At 43.9% G+C, this 16,024-nt stretch carries 13 protein-coding genes; 2 read left to right on the forward strand and 11 right to left on the reverse strand.

Features of this window, described 5'->3' with window-relative positions; all coding sequences use genetic code 11:
- Positions 1-386: 386 nt before the first annotated feature.
- Positions 387-1,601 carry a beta-ketoacyl-ACP synthase I gene (fabB, locus tag PluTT01m_RS16445; RefSeq protein WP_011147391.1) on the reverse strand — a complete coding sequence of 405 codons (1,215 nt, stop codon included), beginning with the start codon at positions 1,599-1,601 and terminating at the stop codon, positions 387-389.
- Between the two features lie 737 nt (positions 1,602-2,338).
- On the opposite strand from fabB, the gene mnmC reads away from it, so the two are divergent.
- Positions 2,339-4,381 carry a bifunctional tRNA (5-methylaminomethyl-2-thiouridine)(34)-methyltransferase MnmC2/FAD-dependent 5-carboxymethylaminomethyl-2-thiouridine(34) oxidoreductase MnmC1 gene (gene mnmC / locus PluTT01m_RS16450; RefSeq protein WP_011147392.1) on the forward strand — a complete coding sequence of 681 codons (2,043 nt, stop codon included), beginning with the start codon at positions 2,339-2,341 and terminating at the stop codon, positions 4,379-4,381.
- 74 nt (positions 4,382-4,455) lie between these two features.
- Here mnmC and PluTT01m_RS16455 read toward each other — a convergent pair whose 3' ends face one another.
- The 8 genes from PluTT01m_RS16455 to hutU form a co-directional block, all read right to left on the reverse strand.
- Positions 4,456-4,734 carry a YfcL family protein gene (locus PluTT01m_RS16455; protein ID WP_011147393.1) on the reverse strand — a complete coding sequence of 93 codons (279 nt, stop codon included), beginning with the start codon at positions 4,732-4,734 and terminating at the stop codon, positions 4,456-4,458.
- Between the two features lie 21 nt (positions 4,735-4,755).
- Positions 4,756-5,307, reverse strand: a complete 552-nt coding sequence (locus PluTT01m_RS16460; protein WP_011147394.1) for an elongation factor P hydroxylase — start codon at positions 5,305-5,307, stop codon at positions 4,756-4,758.
- Between the two features lie 22 nt (positions 5,308-5,329).
- Entirely contained in the window at positions 5,330-6,133 is an 804-nt protein-coding gene (locus PluTT01m_RS16465; RefSeq protein ID WP_011147395.1) for a sulfite exporter TauE/SafE family protein, read from the reverse strand.
- A gap of 88 nt (positions 6,134-6,221) precedes the next feature.
- Positions 6,222-7,307: a chorismate synthase gene (aroC, locus tag PluTT01m_RS16470; RefSeq protein ID WP_011147396.1), complete on the reverse strand. Its 1,086-nt coding sequence runs from the start codon at positions 7,305-7,307 to the stop codon at positions 6,222-6,224.
- Positions 7,308-7,381: 74 nt separating this feature from the next.
- The gene (gene prmB, locus PluTT01m_RS16475; RefSeq protein ID WP_041380199.1) at positions 7,382-8,314 is read right to left on the reverse strand and encodes a 50S ribosomal protein L3 N(5)-glutamine methyltransferase; all 933 of its coding nucleotides are present in this window, start codon (positions 8,312-8,314) and stop codon (positions 7,382-7,384) included.
- A 231-nt stretch (positions 8,315-8,545) separates the two neighbouring features.
- Complete coding sequence (locus tag PluTT01m_RS16480; RefSeq protein ID WP_011147398.1) at positions 8,546-9,940, reverse strand: amino acid permease; 1,395 nt, start codon at positions 9,938-9,940, stop codon at positions 8,546-8,548.
- A gap of 87 nt (positions 9,941-10,027) precedes the next feature.
- On the reverse strand, positions 10,028-11,572 hold the full coding sequence (gene hutH, locus PluTT01m_RS16485; protein ID WP_011147399.1) for a histidine ammonia-lyase: 1,545 nt from the start codon (positions 11,570-11,572) through the stop codon (positions 10,028-10,030).
- An 8-nt stretch (positions 11,573-11,580) separates the two neighbouring features.
- Positions 11,581-13,260 (reverse strand): urocanate hydratase, encoded by a 1,680-nt coding sequence (hutU, locus tag PluTT01m_RS16490; protein WP_011147400.1) that lies wholly within the window; start codon positions 13,258-13,260, stop codon positions 11,581-11,583.
- Between the two features lie 727 nt (positions 13,261-13,987).
- Between hutU and PluTT01m_RS28295 the strand changes: the two genes are divergently transcribed.
- Positions 13,988-14,194 (forward strand): HAD hydrolase family protein, encoded by a 207-nt coding sequence (locus PluTT01m_RS28295; protein ID WP_255562394.1) that lies wholly within the window; start codon positions 13,988-13,990, stop codon positions 14,192-14,194.
- A 34-nt stretch (positions 14,195-14,228) separates the two neighbouring features.
- On the opposite strand, the gene hutC is transcribed toward PluTT01m_RS28295, so the two are convergent.
- Both hutC and hutG read right to left on the reverse strand, forming a co-directional pair.
- Positions 14,229-14,960, reverse strand: a complete 732-nt coding sequence (gene hutC, locus PluTT01m_RS16500) for a histidine utilization transcriptional repressor HutC (RefSeq protein WP_011147402.1) — start codon at positions 14,958-14,960, stop codon at positions 14,229-14,231.
- Between the two features lie 105 nt (positions 14,961-15,065).
- On the reverse strand, positions 15,066-16,022 hold the full coding sequence (hutG, locus tag PluTT01m_RS16505; protein WP_011147403.1) for a formimidoylglutamase: 957 nt from the start codon (positions 16,020-16,022) through the stop codon (positions 15,066-15,068).
- Positions 16,023-16,024 lie beyond the last annotated feature (2 nt).

Below are 16,024 nucleotides of genomic sequence, written 5' to 3' on the forward strand. Positions count from 1 at the left end.
ATAACTATGTGACCGGGGTGAGTGAGTGCAGCCAACAAAGAGGTAACTTGAAAGATGACGGGTATAAAAATATTATGGGCTTTTCTACCGTAACAGGAATATACTTCCGTATTCACATTATATTTCACACAAAATCAAAATTCAGCAAAACAGGTTTGAATTTATACCCTATGGATTTCAAGATGGATCGCGACGGCAAGGGAGAGAATCCCCGGGAGCATAGGTAACGATGTGACCGGGGTGACCGAGTGCAGCCAACAAAGAGGCAACTTGAAAGATAACGGGTATACATACAAAGGTGACTCGCTGTACGCAGTCACCTAAGATAAATCAAATAACGACCATTGTTGTTTGGACACGATCGAAACAGTCTGTGATGAGGGAAATTAAGCTGAATACTTGCTCATCACCAAAGAAGCATTAGTACCACCGAAACCAAAACTATTGGACATCACGGTATTCAATTTTTGCTCAGTAGGTTTAGTGATGATATTCATGCCTACCGCTTTATCATCAAGAGCTTCAATGTTAATACTTGGTGCAATAAAACCATGCTCTAACATCAGTAGGCTATAAATTGCTTCGTGTACACCAGCAGCACCCAGTGAATGGCCGGTCATCGCTTTTGTTGCAGAAATTGCCGGTGTTGTATCACCAAAGACTTCCCTGATCGCCTCCAACTCTTTCACATCACCCGCAGGAGTAGATGTACCATGCGTGTTCACATAATCAATGGAACCTTTCACATCTTGCAGTGCCATATTCATACAACGAACCGCACCTTCGCCAGATGGAACAACCATATCTGCGCCATCAGAGGTTGCTCCATAACCAACAATTTCAGCGTATATGTGTGCGCCGCGTGCCAATGCATGCTCTAATTCTTCCACAACAACAATACCGCCGCCACCAGCAATAACAAAACCATCACGGCTCTTATCGTAAGTACGGGACGCCTTTTCTGGCATTTCGTTGTATTTCGTTGAAAGTGCACCCATTGCATCAAATTCACAACTCATTTCCCAGCAGAGTTCTTCACCACCACCAGCAAAAACAATATCCTGTTTTCCTAACTGAATAAGTTCAGCCGCATGACCTATGCAATGGGCAGAAGTAGAACATGCAGAACTGATAGAGTAGTTTACCCCTTTGATTTTAAAGGGAGTTGCAAGGCAAGCTGACACACCGGAAGCCATTGAGCGGGTTACCATATAAGGCCCCACACCACGCAAACCACGAGTACGCATCCCATCAGCACCCGCAACCTGGTTATGCGGGGAACCACCCCCAGAACCCACTACCAATCCGCTACGAATATTAGAAACCTGATCATCAGCCAGGCCAGAATCTTTAATTGCCTCTTCCATCGCCAGATAAGCATAAACAGAGGCATCGCTCATGAAGCGCTGAATTTTTCGGTCTATTAATCCGGAGGTATCCAGCTTTACATTACCCCAGACATGGCTTCTCATTCCTATCTCTTTGAATTTTTCAGAAAAAGTTATCCCGGAGCGGCCTTCTTTCAGAGATGCCAGTACTTCTTTCTGATTATTACCAATGCTGGAGACAATACCCAAGCCAGTGATCACTACGCGCTTCATTAAATACCTCATTAAATGTGTTTATCTGCGGGATTTCTATCTATAGCTATGTAGCACTTTAGCGTACACTTGTACGCTGAACAAGTCCGATCAGGATAAAATTACGAATAAAAATTCATCTCTCTAAAAATCCCAATATGTTTTCACGTCAAAATGACTGTTAACTCTCATAGAATACAGTAAAAAAAATTCAGATTTTAATAGATAAAAATAAATTTCAGATAGGAATTATGTTGGTAAACAATAAGATCAAAAAAACACTCTTAATTTCCATCAAAAATTTATGTTAAGGATAATAATATCAATGCAATACACATGAACTTGTCAAGCATCCGAATAATGATTAGTAGACTTATATTTATATAGAGGTTGCTATACTTGCCATTTTTATTAAATTTCTTGCTAATTAGAAACAAATTTAATAACTAAGAATAATAAGGATGAATAAAATTTTTATGAAATGAATCAATCCCTATGTTATATTACTGACTGAATTACGGAAAATACTCAAGATTATAGCAACAAATGTTTTAGAACAAAAAATTTTCCAACTTTATCAACTGATAAAGCCATTATTCACACAAAAATGATGGTAATAATGACCCCTGCTTCTTCCAATAACCGTACACACCGCAAGCAAGGCTCAACACTTTTCCACCCTTTTCTTCTGTCAGGTGGTACATCAACCCCAACCTCGCTAAAATCGCATTATTATCAGCAATATTACAGGCATTACCGTGAAAAATTCTGCTATTTGTACCGCAACCTTAAGTTGGAATGATCAAGGTACTCCGATTTCAACACAGTTTGATGACGTTTACTTCTCAAATCAGGATGGACTGGAAGAAACCCGTTATGTATTTCTCAACGGTAACTGCTTCCCCCAACGATTCTGCACCCATTCCCGTTCTAGTTGTGTAATCGCAGAAACCGGTTTCGGAACAGGATTAAATTTTCTGACGCTCTGGCAAGCATTTGATGCATTTCGACAGCAAAATCCTGATGCGCCATTGAAACGTCTACATTTCATCAGTTTTGAAAAGTATCCACTGAAAACCAACGACTTAAAAGCCGCGCATCAACGCTGGCCTGAGCTTGAGATTTTTTCACAGCAACTTTACCAGCAATGGCCTCAACCACTGGCAGGCTGCCACCGGTTGATTATGGCAAATGGCGCTGTCACATTGGATTTATGGTTTGGTGACGTCAATGATCTATTGCCAACAATGGATTCAAGTCTTCACGGCAAAATAGATGCCTGGTTTTTAGACGGCTTTGCACCTGCCAAAAACCCACAAATGTGGAGTGAACAGTTGTTTACTGCAATGGCGCAATTTGCTCATCCAGAAGGCACTTTTGCAACCTTTACTTCTGCGGGTATCGTCCGTCGTGGTTTACAACAGGCTGGTTTTAATGTCAGTAAAATCAAAGGATTTGGCCGTAAAAGAGAAATGCTGGCCGGAGTTCTGGCAACTCAGAAGTATCAACCATTACCAGCACCTTGGTTTGCCCGTCCGTCAGCAAGCCACAACGATGATATCGCTATCATCGGCGGCGGGATTGCCGGTATTCTTACCGCACTCGCGCTATTGCGTCGTGGAGCACAGGTGACGCTTTATTGTCAGGATGTAGCTCCGGCACAAGGTGCGTCTGGTAATCGCCAAGGAGCACTTTACCCGCTACTGAACGGTAGTAATAACGGACTCGAAAAATTCTTTACCTCTGCATTTACCTTTGCCCGCCGCCAATATGAGCAGTTCTCAGCGCAGGGAATTGATTTCGACCATCAATGGTGTGGTGTCAGCCAGCTTGCTTATGATGAAAAAAGTAGCAAGAAAATTGAGAAAATGCTGGCAACAGAATGGCCGAATGAACTCGCCATCGGCATGAATTGTCACCAGTTGAGTGAAAAATGTGGGCTGGATATTCATCACCACGGCATTCACTATCCACAGGGCGGATGGCTATGCCCGGCAGAACTCACTAAAGCAGCAACAGAGTTGGCACAACAGCAAGGCATGCTCTGTTGCTTCAATCATCAAGTTACTGCGCTTAGCCACAACCAACATGGCTGGCAATTGCATCTCATGCATCAAGGACAATCGTTAAATGCACAACACAAAACGGTGGTGATTGCCAACGGTCATCATCTACCCCAGTTTGAACAAACCGAGAAACTGCCAGTAACTGCTGTGCGTGGTCAAGTCAGTCACATTCCAACCACAACTGACTTGAGCCAATTGCAAAATGTGCTTTGCTACGATGGTTATATGACACCGGCTAATCCAGCCAATCAACACCACTGTATCGGCGCCAGTTATCAGCGTCATCGGCTTGATAATGAATATTCTGAAACAGAACAACAGGAAAACCGTGACCGGTTGCTGAAATGTTTATCTGATGCCGAATGGGTAAATCAGGTTGATGTTTCTGCTAAACAATCCCGTCAAGGTATTCGCTGCGTTATCCGTGATCATATGCCAATGGTGGGAAATGTGCCGGATCTCAATAAAATAATGACAGATTATCAAGATTTACCAGAAAAAATCCGCACAGGGAGCCCCATTACAGATGCACCCTGTTATTCCAATCTATTTGTTATCGGGGCATTAGGTTCTCGTGGATTATGCTCTGCGCCACTCAGTGCAGAAATTCTTGCCGGGCAGATCTTTGATGAGCCATTACCACTGGATAATGAAATACTGGCGACCCTTCACCCAAACCGTTTTTGGATCAAAAAACTACTGAAAGGTCGTAAATTGAAAATTGAAAAGCCATAAGGAACTGCACCACCAACTATCAGATATTCATATGAATTTGGGTAGTACAGTTCGTTTTCTGCCTCTTAATAAAATTATTGAGTTTTAGCATTATCCAATAGGCGCTGCCAGGTATTAAGCACAAGAACCTGATCCGGTGGTGCCAATTCTCCCGCTTTAATTGCAGTTTGGATACTTTCTTCAACACGGTCATGAAGCTGTTCAGCCGTATGTGCGCCTTCCTGCTCCAATTCTGCTACTGCTAAGGTGAGATGCCCGCGGAGATAACCACCAGCAAACAATTCATCATCACTGGCATGATCTACCATGTCATCAATTTGCGCTAAAATACGCGTTTCAAACTCAGCGAGCATCATTTTTCCTCAAATTCAGTTTCATTCTGCGAATATATCTTCCGGATAAGGAAAATATTCCGCTTTCAATGGGGGCGTATTGTAGAACGAGTGCAACCCCTGAATAAAGCACTCCGCTCTTGCAGGTATCCCCTGCGCTAAATAATCCATGATCTGAGCATGAACTTTACGCTGAAAAGCTAATCTGTCAGGTTCAAAATCCCCTTCAAGGTTGTCACAACTAACATTAAACGGAAAACCTGCCGCAGTACAAAACAACCAATCAAGTGCTTGTGGTTTAGTTTCTACTTTTTCAAATTCACTTTGCCTCTGTGCATCACGCCCATCCGGGCAATACCAGTAACCAAAATCCACTAGTTTACGGCGTTCTTTACCCGCAATGCACCAATGAGCAATTTCATGTAATGCACTGGCGTAGAAACCATGAGCAAACACAATCCGGTTATAGGGGACCTCTTCATCTGCCGGCAGGTAAATAGGTTCGTTATCACCTTTAACCAAATGCGTGTTGTATTCGTCACCAAAACGGCGATTAAAAATATCAATAATTTGTTGATAGTTATGCGTTATCATGAATTAAAAACAAAACCCTGAATCAGAAATAAAATGCCAGCCAGCTACGGATCGTATCGCCGTGATTATCATTCAGTAACTTAATACTCATCAAAAAGGAGATGATGACAATCATAGGGCGAATCAATTTCTGCCCATGAGTCAAAACCAAACTTGCGCCCAACCGCGCACCAATCACCTGCCCTGCCAACATCACAAGGCCCAATACCCACAAAACTTGACCGCCAAGGATAAAAAGCGCCAGTGAACCTATATTAGAAGCAAAGTTCAGTACTTTAGCATGAGCAGTGGATTTCGCCAGGTTATAGCCGCACAACACAACATAAGCTAACGCATAAAATGAGCCAACCCCAGGGCCAAATATGCCGTCATATAAACCAAGCCCACTCCCAACAAGCAAGGCGAAGACCACCGGCGTCAAGCGACGATGGCGATCTTCCATACCAATGGCTGGCGTCAAAAGGAAATAAAGACCAATGATAATGACCAGAACCGGTAATAGCTGACAGAGAAAATCTGGCTTTATAAACTGGACAATAATCGCACCAGCCATTGAGCCAAGTAATGTCATCAGTATGGCAAAACGTTGAGATTTGATATCAACCTCACCGTAACGAACAAAATAGAGACTGGCAGAGAAAGAGCCTCCCACTGCCTGCAACTTGTTGGTCGCCAACGCTTGCACCGGAGAGACACCAACGGATAACAGCGCAGGGATGGTCAATAGACCACCACCACCAGAAATCGAGTCAATAAACCCAGCCATTACTGCAACCAGAAAGAGCAGAACGTAAACTTCCGCACCTAATGACAATAACCAGTCCATATTTCATCCCATCAAAAGAAACCGCTTATCAACATTAAGCTACCCATTTCAGTCTCTGGGATTTTCAAGGCTAGCTTCATTCTCAAATTCACCAGCGAGGAAGGCTGGATTCGACATCAGCACACTGCGCCCGCTGGCGTAATAGGTGATCCATCAGCACAATCGCCATCATAGCTTCTGCAATCGGTACAGCACGGATACCAACACAGGGATCATGGCGACCACGAGTGACCATTTCCACTTCTTCACCCTGACGGTTAATCGTTTTGCCGGGCACCATAATGCTAGAAGTTGGCTTCAACGCAATATGAGCAACAATTGGCTGGCTACTGCTAATACCCCCCAGAATTCCTCCCGCATGATTACTGGTGAATCCCCGAGCAGTTATTTCATCTCTGTTTTCGCTGCCGCGTAAATTGATAACACCGAAACCATCACCAATTTCAACACCTTTTACTGCGTTAATACTCATCAGCGCATGAGCAATATCAGCATCAAGGCGGTCGAAAACCGGTTCTCCCAAACCAGCAGGAACATTTTCCGCGACCACGGTCACTTTCGCACCAATAGAATCGCCCGCCTTTTTCAGTTCACGCATCAGGGCATCAAGTTGTTCAAGCTTAGTTTCATCAGGACTGAAAAATGGGTTTTGTTCCACCAGTTCCCAATCTTTCAATTGGCAATGGATATTACCCATTTGGGTCAAGCAAGCACGGACACGAATACCATATTTATCCAGCAAATATTTTTTCGCTATTGCACCTGCCGCAACACGCATTGCCGTTTCACGAGCAGAAGAGCGACCACCACCACGATAGTCGCGGATACCGTATTTCTGCTCATAAGTGTAATCGGCATGGCCTGGACGAAATACATCTTTAATAGCGCTGTAATCCTGAGAACGCTGGTCAGTATTTTCAATGAGTAAACCGATACTGGTGCCAGTGGTTACCCCTTCAAATACACCAGAAAGAATGCGAACCTGATCCGGCTCACGGCGCTGCGTTGTATAACGGGAAGTTCCCGGACGACGCCTATCTAAATCAACTTGCAAATCAGCTTCTGTGATTGCAATGCCCGGTGGCACACCATCGACAATACATCCCAACGCCAAACCGTGAGATTCGCCAAAAGTGGTGACCCGGAAAAATTGCCCGATACTATTTCCCGCCATCCCAATTCCTTCCTGTTAACCGTTCTTTTATTTAACGCTGCCCGTTTTGCGTTATTACCGCAGCTATAACCTATTCAATCTTTGAATAAGCGAAAATGCTCGTGATGTTCAATAAGCTGTTGGCGCGTCAACATAAATACGCCATCACCACCATATTCAAATTCCAACCAAGTAAATGGCACATCAGGATATTGTTCAATCAAATGCACCATACTGTTACCAACCTCACAAATCAATACACCCCGTTCGGTGAGAAAATTTGGCGCAGTTGCCAGAATACGACGTGCCAATTTCAAACCATCTGAACCCGCCGCCAAACCTAACTCAGGCTCACGGCGAAACTCTTCCGGCAAGTCGCTCATATCCTCGGCATCGACATAAGGCGGATTGGTGACAATAAGATCGTATTTAACCGGTGGCATATCGCGGAACAGATCAGAGCGAATCGGAATGACCCGGTGGTCAAGGCTGTGATTCTGAATATTCTGTTCAGTCACAGCCAGCACATCTGCGGAAATATCCACTGCATCTATTTCTGCTTCCGGGAAAGCATATGCACAAGCAATGGCAATACAACCACTACCTGTGCAGAGATCGAGAATATTGGCAGGCTGCTCAGGGATCAATCCTGCAAATTCATTATTAATTAATTCACCAATCGGTGAACGCGGAACCAAAACCCGCTCATCAACATAAAATTCATGACCACAAAACCAAGCTCTATTAGTCAAATAAGCAACTGGAATACGCTCATTAATACGGCGCAATACCCGTTCAACAATACGATGACGTTCAGTGGATGTCAGTCGCGTAGTCAGCATCTCTTGTGGGATATCCAGCGGCAGAAACAGCGATGGAAGAACCAGTTGCAGTGCCTCATCCCAAGGATTGTCTGTACCGTGCCCGTAATAAATATTCGCCGCATTAAACCGGCTAACAGACCAGCGCAACATATCCTGAATGGTATATAACTCAGCTACTGCCTCATCGATAAAAATCTTGTCCAAAAGCGCCTCCAGCCCTGCAAATTCATTAGCCTGCTAGTTTGCCACGATCATTGAAACAAATCAGCTTTATATCAGGTTAATGATATAGAATTTTAAGTACTAATGTTGAGCTAGCAATGAATTAAGGAACGATAACTAAAAAGGCAATCCAGATATTTTATCGCAGATTTTTAATTAATTTTCGGTGCAAACCGTCTTATTCAACAACAAGACGGTTTGGTTTCTACCTATTTAACACCGTGTTTCTTTGGCTGATTGAGCGCTCACAATAATGACATTTTTTCGTATCCATAAATAATAGGCGGATGTTAACAGCGCGATCCATGCGCCTCCCACATAGAATGCAATTCGTGTCGCAGGGAAGTAACTGAGAACAGCAATAATAAATATCATAAACACGATGGTTAAAATCGGCGCAACAGGCCACATCGGTACTGGGAATTGTAATTTTTGTGCTTCTCCCGGTGACATTTTTCTGCGCATAGCAAATTGAGATAGCAAAATCATTAACCAGACCCACACGGTGGCAAAAGTCGCAATTGAAGCAACAATGACAAATACCTGTTTAGGGAGCAAATAATTGAGAACCACAGCACACAATAACGCCAAGGTCATAACCATAATCGTCACCCAAGGCACGCCATTACGGCTTAAATGCATAAATTTTTTATGGGCTAATCCTTTCTCGGCCATACCGTACATCATACGACCCGCACCAAAGATATCGCTGTTAATGGCCGAAATTGCCGCCGTAATGACGACAATATTCAGAATATTCGCCGCCGAACCAATGCCTAGCCCCTGAAATATTGCGACAAATGGGCTACCTTCTTGGCCGATACTATTCCAAGGGTAAATCGCCATTAATACAAAAATAGTGAGTACATAAAACAGAAGAATGCGAAACGGAATAGAGTTAATCGCTTGCGGGATCACTTTCGCCGGATTTTTAGCTTCGCTGGATGTAATACCAATGATTTCAATGCCACCAAAAGCAAACATCACAACAGCCAGAGACTCAATAATGCCCCCCAGCCCATTCGGCATAAACCCGCCGTGTTGCCACAGATTCTGAACTCCCGTTGCCTGAAAATGACCGCTAAAACCAAACAGAATAATACCGGTTCCGGCAATAATCATGGCGCTGATTGCAGCAACTTTCAGAATCGATAACCAGAATTCCATTTCGCCAAATACTTTGACTTTACAAAGATTGAGCGCGCCAATAATGAAAATAATGCTCAGTACCCATATCCAACGCGGCACTTCCGGGTACCATAGCCCCATATAAATGCCAAAAGCAGTCACATCCGCCAGACAAACGATGATCATTTCGAAAGTATAGGTCCAGCCAGTAATAAATCCGGGTAACGGGCCTAAATATTGATGAGCATAACTGGCGAAAGAGCCGGCATCCGGTCTGTGGACTGCCATTTCCCCTAAAGCACGCATCACCATAAAGACAGCAGCACCGCCCACTAAATAAGCTAATAATACCGCCGGACCGGCCATGTTTATTGCTTCAGCAGAACCATAAAAAAGACCCGTACCAATCGCAGAGCCCAACGCCATAAACCGGATATGGCGTGCGTTGAGTCCTCGCTCTAGTTGTAATGAAGCTTGCATGATTTACCCTCTTATCTTTTATTATTGGGTTTTATGAGAAAGATAAATGTGACAATCAGGCCGGTCAGGTGCCGGCCATTGGTTTATTTAACGGTTATTCTTACGCTGTAATATCTGTCCAGAAGGAAGTAATGAGGAGAGATGTTGCTCGGCTAATAATTTCACAGCAGCATCAATATCAGGTGCAAAAAAACGATCCTGATCGTAATAATCTACTTTTGCTCGCAAGATAACACGCGCTTCTTCCAAAATCGGGCTGCTTTTCAGACCATTGCGGAAATCGATCCCCTGGCAGGCAGATAACCATTCAATTGCCAGAATACCTCGGGTATTTTCTGCCATCTCCCATAAACGACGTCCCGCAGCCGGTGCCATTGATACATGATCTTCCTGATTGGCCGAAGTTGGTAAACTGTCAACACTCGCCGGGTGTGCCAATGCTTTATTTTCGCTGGCAAGCGCCGCTGCCGTCACTTGTGCAATCATAAAACCTGAATTCACACCACCATTCTCAACCAGAAAAGGCGGAAGCTGTGACATATGTGAATCCATCAACAACGCAATACGTCGTTCTGACAATGCCCCTATCTCTGCCAATACCAGAGCCAAATTATCAGACGCCATTGCAACAGGTTCAGCATGGAAGTTACCACCGGAAATCACTTCTCCCTGCTCAGCAAACACCAATGGGTTATCAGATACGGCATTAGCTTCAGTCAGAATAACATCCGCAGCATGGCGCAACTGAGTCAGGCAAGCGCCCATGACTTGTGGCTGACAACGTAATGAATAAGGGTCCTGTACCTTGGGGCAATTGATGTGAGAATCTGATAGCTCGCTGCTCTCCTCTAATACATGACGATACAATGCGGCAACATCGATCTGCCCCTGTTGCCCCCGTACCACATGTACACGGGCATCAAATGGTTTGCGGGAACCCAATGCCGCCTCTACGGATAAAGAACCACAAACTATCGCTGCCGCCAACAGATCTTCTGCCTCAAATAACCCACGTAACGCAAAAGCAGTGGATACTTGAGTTCCATTGAGCAACGCCAAACCTTCTTTAGCCGCTAATGTAATAGGTTGTAAATTGGCCTTTGCCAGCGCTTCTTTGGCTGGCAGCCATTCGCCCTGATAACGCGCTTGTCCTTCCCCAAGTAATAACAAGCTCATATGTGCCAACGGTGCTAAATCACCAGAAGCCCCCACCGATCCTTTACAGGGAATATGAGGATAAATTTCCGCATTAACTAACGCGATTAATGCCTGAATAACAGCGAGACGAATACCTGAGTAACCACGGGAGAGACTGTTAATTTTCAATACCATGATCAACCGGGTCATATTATCGTCCAACGCTTTGCCGACCCCGGCAGCATGAGAGACGACAAGCGAGCGCTGTAATTTTTCTAAATTATCTTCTTCAATCCGTGTACTGGCTAATAGCCCGAACCCGGTATTAATCCCATAGGCAGTGCGATTTTCAGCAAGAATCGCATTAACACACTCTACGCTGCGTTCAATAGCAGGAAAAATCTGGCTATCCAGAGTGATTTTTACTGGTTGTAGATAAACCTGACGTAGTTCATCAAGGGTCAATTTTCCTGGATAAATAGTTAGTTGCTTCATAATGTTCCTTATTTTGTATTAAGCATCGGCAAGTCTAATCCTTGCTCTTTAGCACAATGGATAGCAATTTCATAACCTGCATCAGCATGACGCATAACCCCAGTAGCCGGATCGTTATGCAGCACCCGTGCTATACGTTCTGCGGCTTCATCAGTTCCATCACAAACAATCACCATACCGGCATGTTGTGAGAAACCCATGCCGACACCACCGCCATGATGCAGAGAAACCCAAGTAGCACCGCTGGCGGTGTTAAGTAAGGCGTTTAACAACGGCCAGTCCGAAACGGCATCAGAGCCATCACACATGGATTCGGTTTCGCGGTTCGGACTGGCTACAGAGCCGGAATCCAGATGGTCACGACCAATAACAATCGGTGCCGAAAGTTCACCGCTGCGTACCATTTCGTTAAAAGCTAACCCTAGCTTGGCTCGTTGCCCTAAACCAACCCAACAGATACGGGCAGGTAGCCCCTGAAAGCTGATGCGCTCCCTCGCCATATCTAGCCAATGATGCAAATGTTGATCATCGGGGAGTAATTCTTTAACTTTGGCGTCAGTTTTATAGATATCCTGTGGATCACCGGAAAGCGCTACCCAGCGGAAGGGCCCGATACCCCGGCAAAATAACGGGCGAATATACGTAGGAACAAAACCAGGAAAATCGAAAGCATTTTCTACGCCAACTTCATATGCCATTTGGCGAATGTTGTTGCCGTAATCAAAAACAGGAATGCCCTGCTGCTGGAAAATCAGCATCGCCTTAACATGTTCCACCATTGAGGATTTTGCTGCTTTGATGACCTCTTCCGGTGCTGAAATAGCACGTTGGCGGTATTCTTCCCAACTCCAGTTTTTCGGTAGATAGCCATTGAGAGGATCGTGTGCACTTGTCTGATCAGTGACCAAATCCGGGCGTACGCCACGACGAACTAATTCTGGCAAAATTTCAGCGGCATTGCCGCACAGTGCAATAGAGATGGCTTTACCTTCCTGAGTGTATTTTTCGATCCGAGTCAGGGCGTCATCCAGATCTTTCGCTTGTTCATCGACATAACCAGTACGCAGGCGGAAATCAATCCTGCTTTGCTGACACTCAATATTTAGCGAACACGCTCCAGCCAGTGTTGCAGCCAGTGGTTGTGCTCCCCCCATACCGCCTAAACCCGCAGTTAACACCCAACGGCCCTGTAAATTACCGTTATAATGCTGGCGACCAGCTTCCACAAACGTTTCATAGGTGCCTTGAACAATTCCTTGGCTGCCAATGTAAATCCAGCTACCCGCCGTCATTTGGCCGTACATCGCCAGCCCTTTAGCATCCAGCTCGTTGAAGTGTTCCCAAGTCGCCCAGTGCGGCACCAAATTCGAATTTGCAATGAGTACCCGTGGGGCATTGCTATGGGTTTTAAATACCCCAACAGGCTTACCCGATTGGATTAACAACGTTTCATCATCTTCCAACTCTTTCAGTGTTTCAATAATCTTGTCATAACACTCCCAATTTCTAGCAGCCCGACCAATACCACCATACACCACCAGTTCATAAGAGTTTTCAGCAACTTCTGGATCAAGATTATTCATTAACATGCGCAGAGGAGCTTCGGTTAGCCAACTTTTGGCTGTTAATTGTGTTCCTCTGGGTGCCCGGATACCGACACTACGGAATTTACTATTTTGGGCGGTCACGGTCTGGCTCCTTTTGATCTTTAGATATTTGCTAAATGTATAGTTGTATATACATGTATATTCAATAGATCAAACCATTAGCCAAAATGACAAATTGATCAGTTTATTATTTTTATTTTCTTATGAATCAATTTGTTAATATTATTTCTCTCCAATTATCAAGGAATCATATTTTTCTTATTTTTGTGTTTATAATCACAAATTATTTACATTAATTTTACAAAAATATGATTTAAGGAAGGAAAGGTTTTCCTAGTACTACAGTCATAACCCGTATTGCGCACGCATCTAGTTCATCTATTTTTCGACGATGGTGGTCGATCGCTGACCTGTCTTTTTTCAAAACAGAACGAGTCATCATGACGGCATTACCTTGTCAGGAGTTACATTGTCTGTATTTCACTCAATTTGACCACTGAGAAAAGTTTTTAGCGCTATTCCTCCAAATTAATTGATCTATTCTTTATACCCTAAAGATTTCAAGATGCATCGCGACGGCAAGGGAGTGAATCCCCGGGAGCATAGATAACGATGTGACCGGGATGAGCGAGTGCAGCCAACAAAGAGGCAACTTGAAAGATGACGGATATATTCGTGATTAAAAAAACATTAGCGATCTTGCCCTAATTAAAAAGCTTGTTATACAATATAGGCATCAATTTAAATGACAATCATTATTACGCCGCAAAAAACTATGATTATAGTACGATAAATACAGATAATAATAATTTCCGAAAGTAAATTACAGATAGTGAAAAAATATGTACAGGAACATGGGCTAAATTTGGAAAAATGTGTTGCCTATGGTGATTCTGGCTCTGACATCCCCTTATTTAATGCGCTTACCAATACGGTTGCCATAAATGGGACGGATAAAATACGGGAAATCGCATTAATCCATTATGAAGGTAATAATCTATGGCAACCCTATTAGCTCATACGGAAAAAAATCAGTGATGAGAATATAGCTATGAGTTGAAACGCCCTTTCAATTTATACCGATTACCGGGAAATAACAGACTGGCACTGGAAACAATGTAATGAATCGACCAAGTTCGGCGACTAATTAATAAACAAGGAGCCCCTGACTCAATTTGCAACAACTTGCAGGATCGAGGATCACCAGCAATCGCTTCCACAATGTGTTCACCTTCCGTTAGAGGTGCAATCATTGACAAATAATCGTGTGGCGTAAGTTTCGTAAAATCCTGTTGCAAATAATCAGGCACCGCTTGAGCATTGACATAACGATCTTCTATTTGAACAGGAACATCGTTTTCATAATGGACAATAACCGAATGATAAATCGGCGTACCAACAATAATGTCCAATTCAGCGGCCTGTTTCACATCCGCATCCAGCTCGGATAATTTTAATATTTTACAGCGATGCTGATGAGAACGAGCTGAAATCTCATCAGCAATGCTGTGAATTTCAAACAGAGCGGATTGCCCCTTCGGTTCAGCGACAAACGATCCCACGCCTTGCAGCCGTACTAATAGCCCTTCAGCGGTCAACTCACGCAGTGCACGGTTAGCAGTCATACGGCTACAGTTAAACTGTTTAACCAATTCAGCTTCAGAAGGAACACGATCATTTGATTTCCATTCACCAGTGTAGATTTTTTCAATGATGGATTGTTTCACTTTGGCATACAGAGGCACAGGTTTGGCAAATGATCCTGATGAGTGAGTCGTCACAATAAATTCCTTATGCTGTAAAAATATTAAGTGATTAATTACACTCACTGTATCAAGCTATCTTTGCCAAAATAGAAAACACAATAGTACTGTTATTTTAGATAATCAATACCACCAATGTGCTAATTGCCAGGCAAGACGTGCTGCTGCTCTTCCACCTATACCTTGTATATCAAATAGTGGATTGAGCTCAACCAAATCAGCCGCCTGTAGTTTACCGCTCTGACAAATTGGCTGAATTAATTGCAGAAGGCGCTCCAATGGCAGCCCCAATGCGGCTGGCGCAGAGACTGCCGGCATCTGATAAGCAGGTAATACATCCAAATCGATCGTCATGTAAATCAAATCAACTTGCTGGAGTATATCTTGTATCTGCTGTTGTACCTTGTCCAGCATAGTTTCACGACATTGATTATCCCATATAATCGTGGCGTTCAAGCGATTTGCTTCATCCACCAATGCCTGCGTATTAGACGCCAAACTTGCGCCAATGCAAGTATAGTGAAACAGACGTTGATGTTGCTGACAATATTCAGCAAGCTGACGAAATGGTGTACCGGAAGTGGGCTGCGGCGACCGACGTAAATCGAGATGAGCATCAAAGTTAATAATACCAACACGTTGATGTGGAAAAGCATCATAAATTCCAACACCATGAGCAAAAGCCGTTTCATGTCCACCACCCAATACCAAGGTACGTACATTCTGACATTGACATTGGGTAACGGCATCAGACAAAGCTTGTTGTGCTTCACTCAATTGATTGGGATTAGCACGAATGCTTCCCAAATCTACCAATTTATCATGCCCTTTATGACTAGCCATATTTGCCAACGATTGCCGCAAATAATCAGGACCTTGATTGGCACCGGGCCTTCCCTGATTGCGCTTCACACCTTCATCACATTCAAACCCTAATAGAGCAACATAGTGAGAAAATTCTTCCGGCGTAAAATACGGAGATAGTTTAACTGTTTGAAAAAGCCGTAGTGCATTATCCGCTTCTGCCAAATCATTTCGTCCTTGCCAAATAGTCGGCGAAGTAGCATGCCATAAATTCATTT

The sequence above is a fragment of the Photorhabdus laumondii subsp. laumondii genome (assembly GCF_003343245.1).
Classification (GTDB): Bacteria; Pseudomonadota; Gammaproteobacteria; order Enterobacterales; family Enterobacteriaceae; genus Photorhabdus; species Photorhabdus laumondii.

Bases quoted from the DNA above. Each gene is read 5' to 3' on its own strand.
- fabB (WP_011147391.1), bottom strand. From the start codon at position 1,601: ATGAAGCGCGTAGTGATCACTGGCTTGGGTATTGTCTCCAGCATTGGT.
- PluTT01m_RS16455 (WP_011147393.1), bottom strand. From the start codon at position 4,734: ATGCTCGCTGAGTTTGAAACGCGTATTTTAGCGCAAATTGATGACATG.
- PluTT01m_RS16460 (WP_011147394.1), bottom strand. From the start codon at position 5,307: ATGATAACGCATAACTATCAACAAATTATTGATATTTTTAATCGCCGT.
- PluTT01m_RS16465 (WP_011147395.1), bottom strand. From the start codon at position 6,133: ATGGACTGGTTATTGTCATTAGGTGCGGAAGTTTACGTTCTGCTCTTT.
- aroC (WP_011147396.1), bottom strand. From the start codon at position 7,307: ATGGCGGGAAATAGTATCGGGCAATTTTTCCGGGTCACCACTTTTGGC.
- PluTT01m_RS16480 (WP_011147398.1), bottom strand. From the start codon at position 9,940: ATGCAAGCTTCATTACAACTAGAGCGAGGACTCAACGCACGCCATATC.
- hutH (WP_011147399.1), bottom strand. From the start codon at position 11,572: ATGAAGCAACTAACTATTTATCCAGGAAAATTGACCCTTGATGAACTA.
- hutG (WP_011147403.1), bottom strand. From the start codon at position 16,022: ATGAATTTATGGCATGCTACTTCGCCGACTATTTGGCAAGGACGAAAT.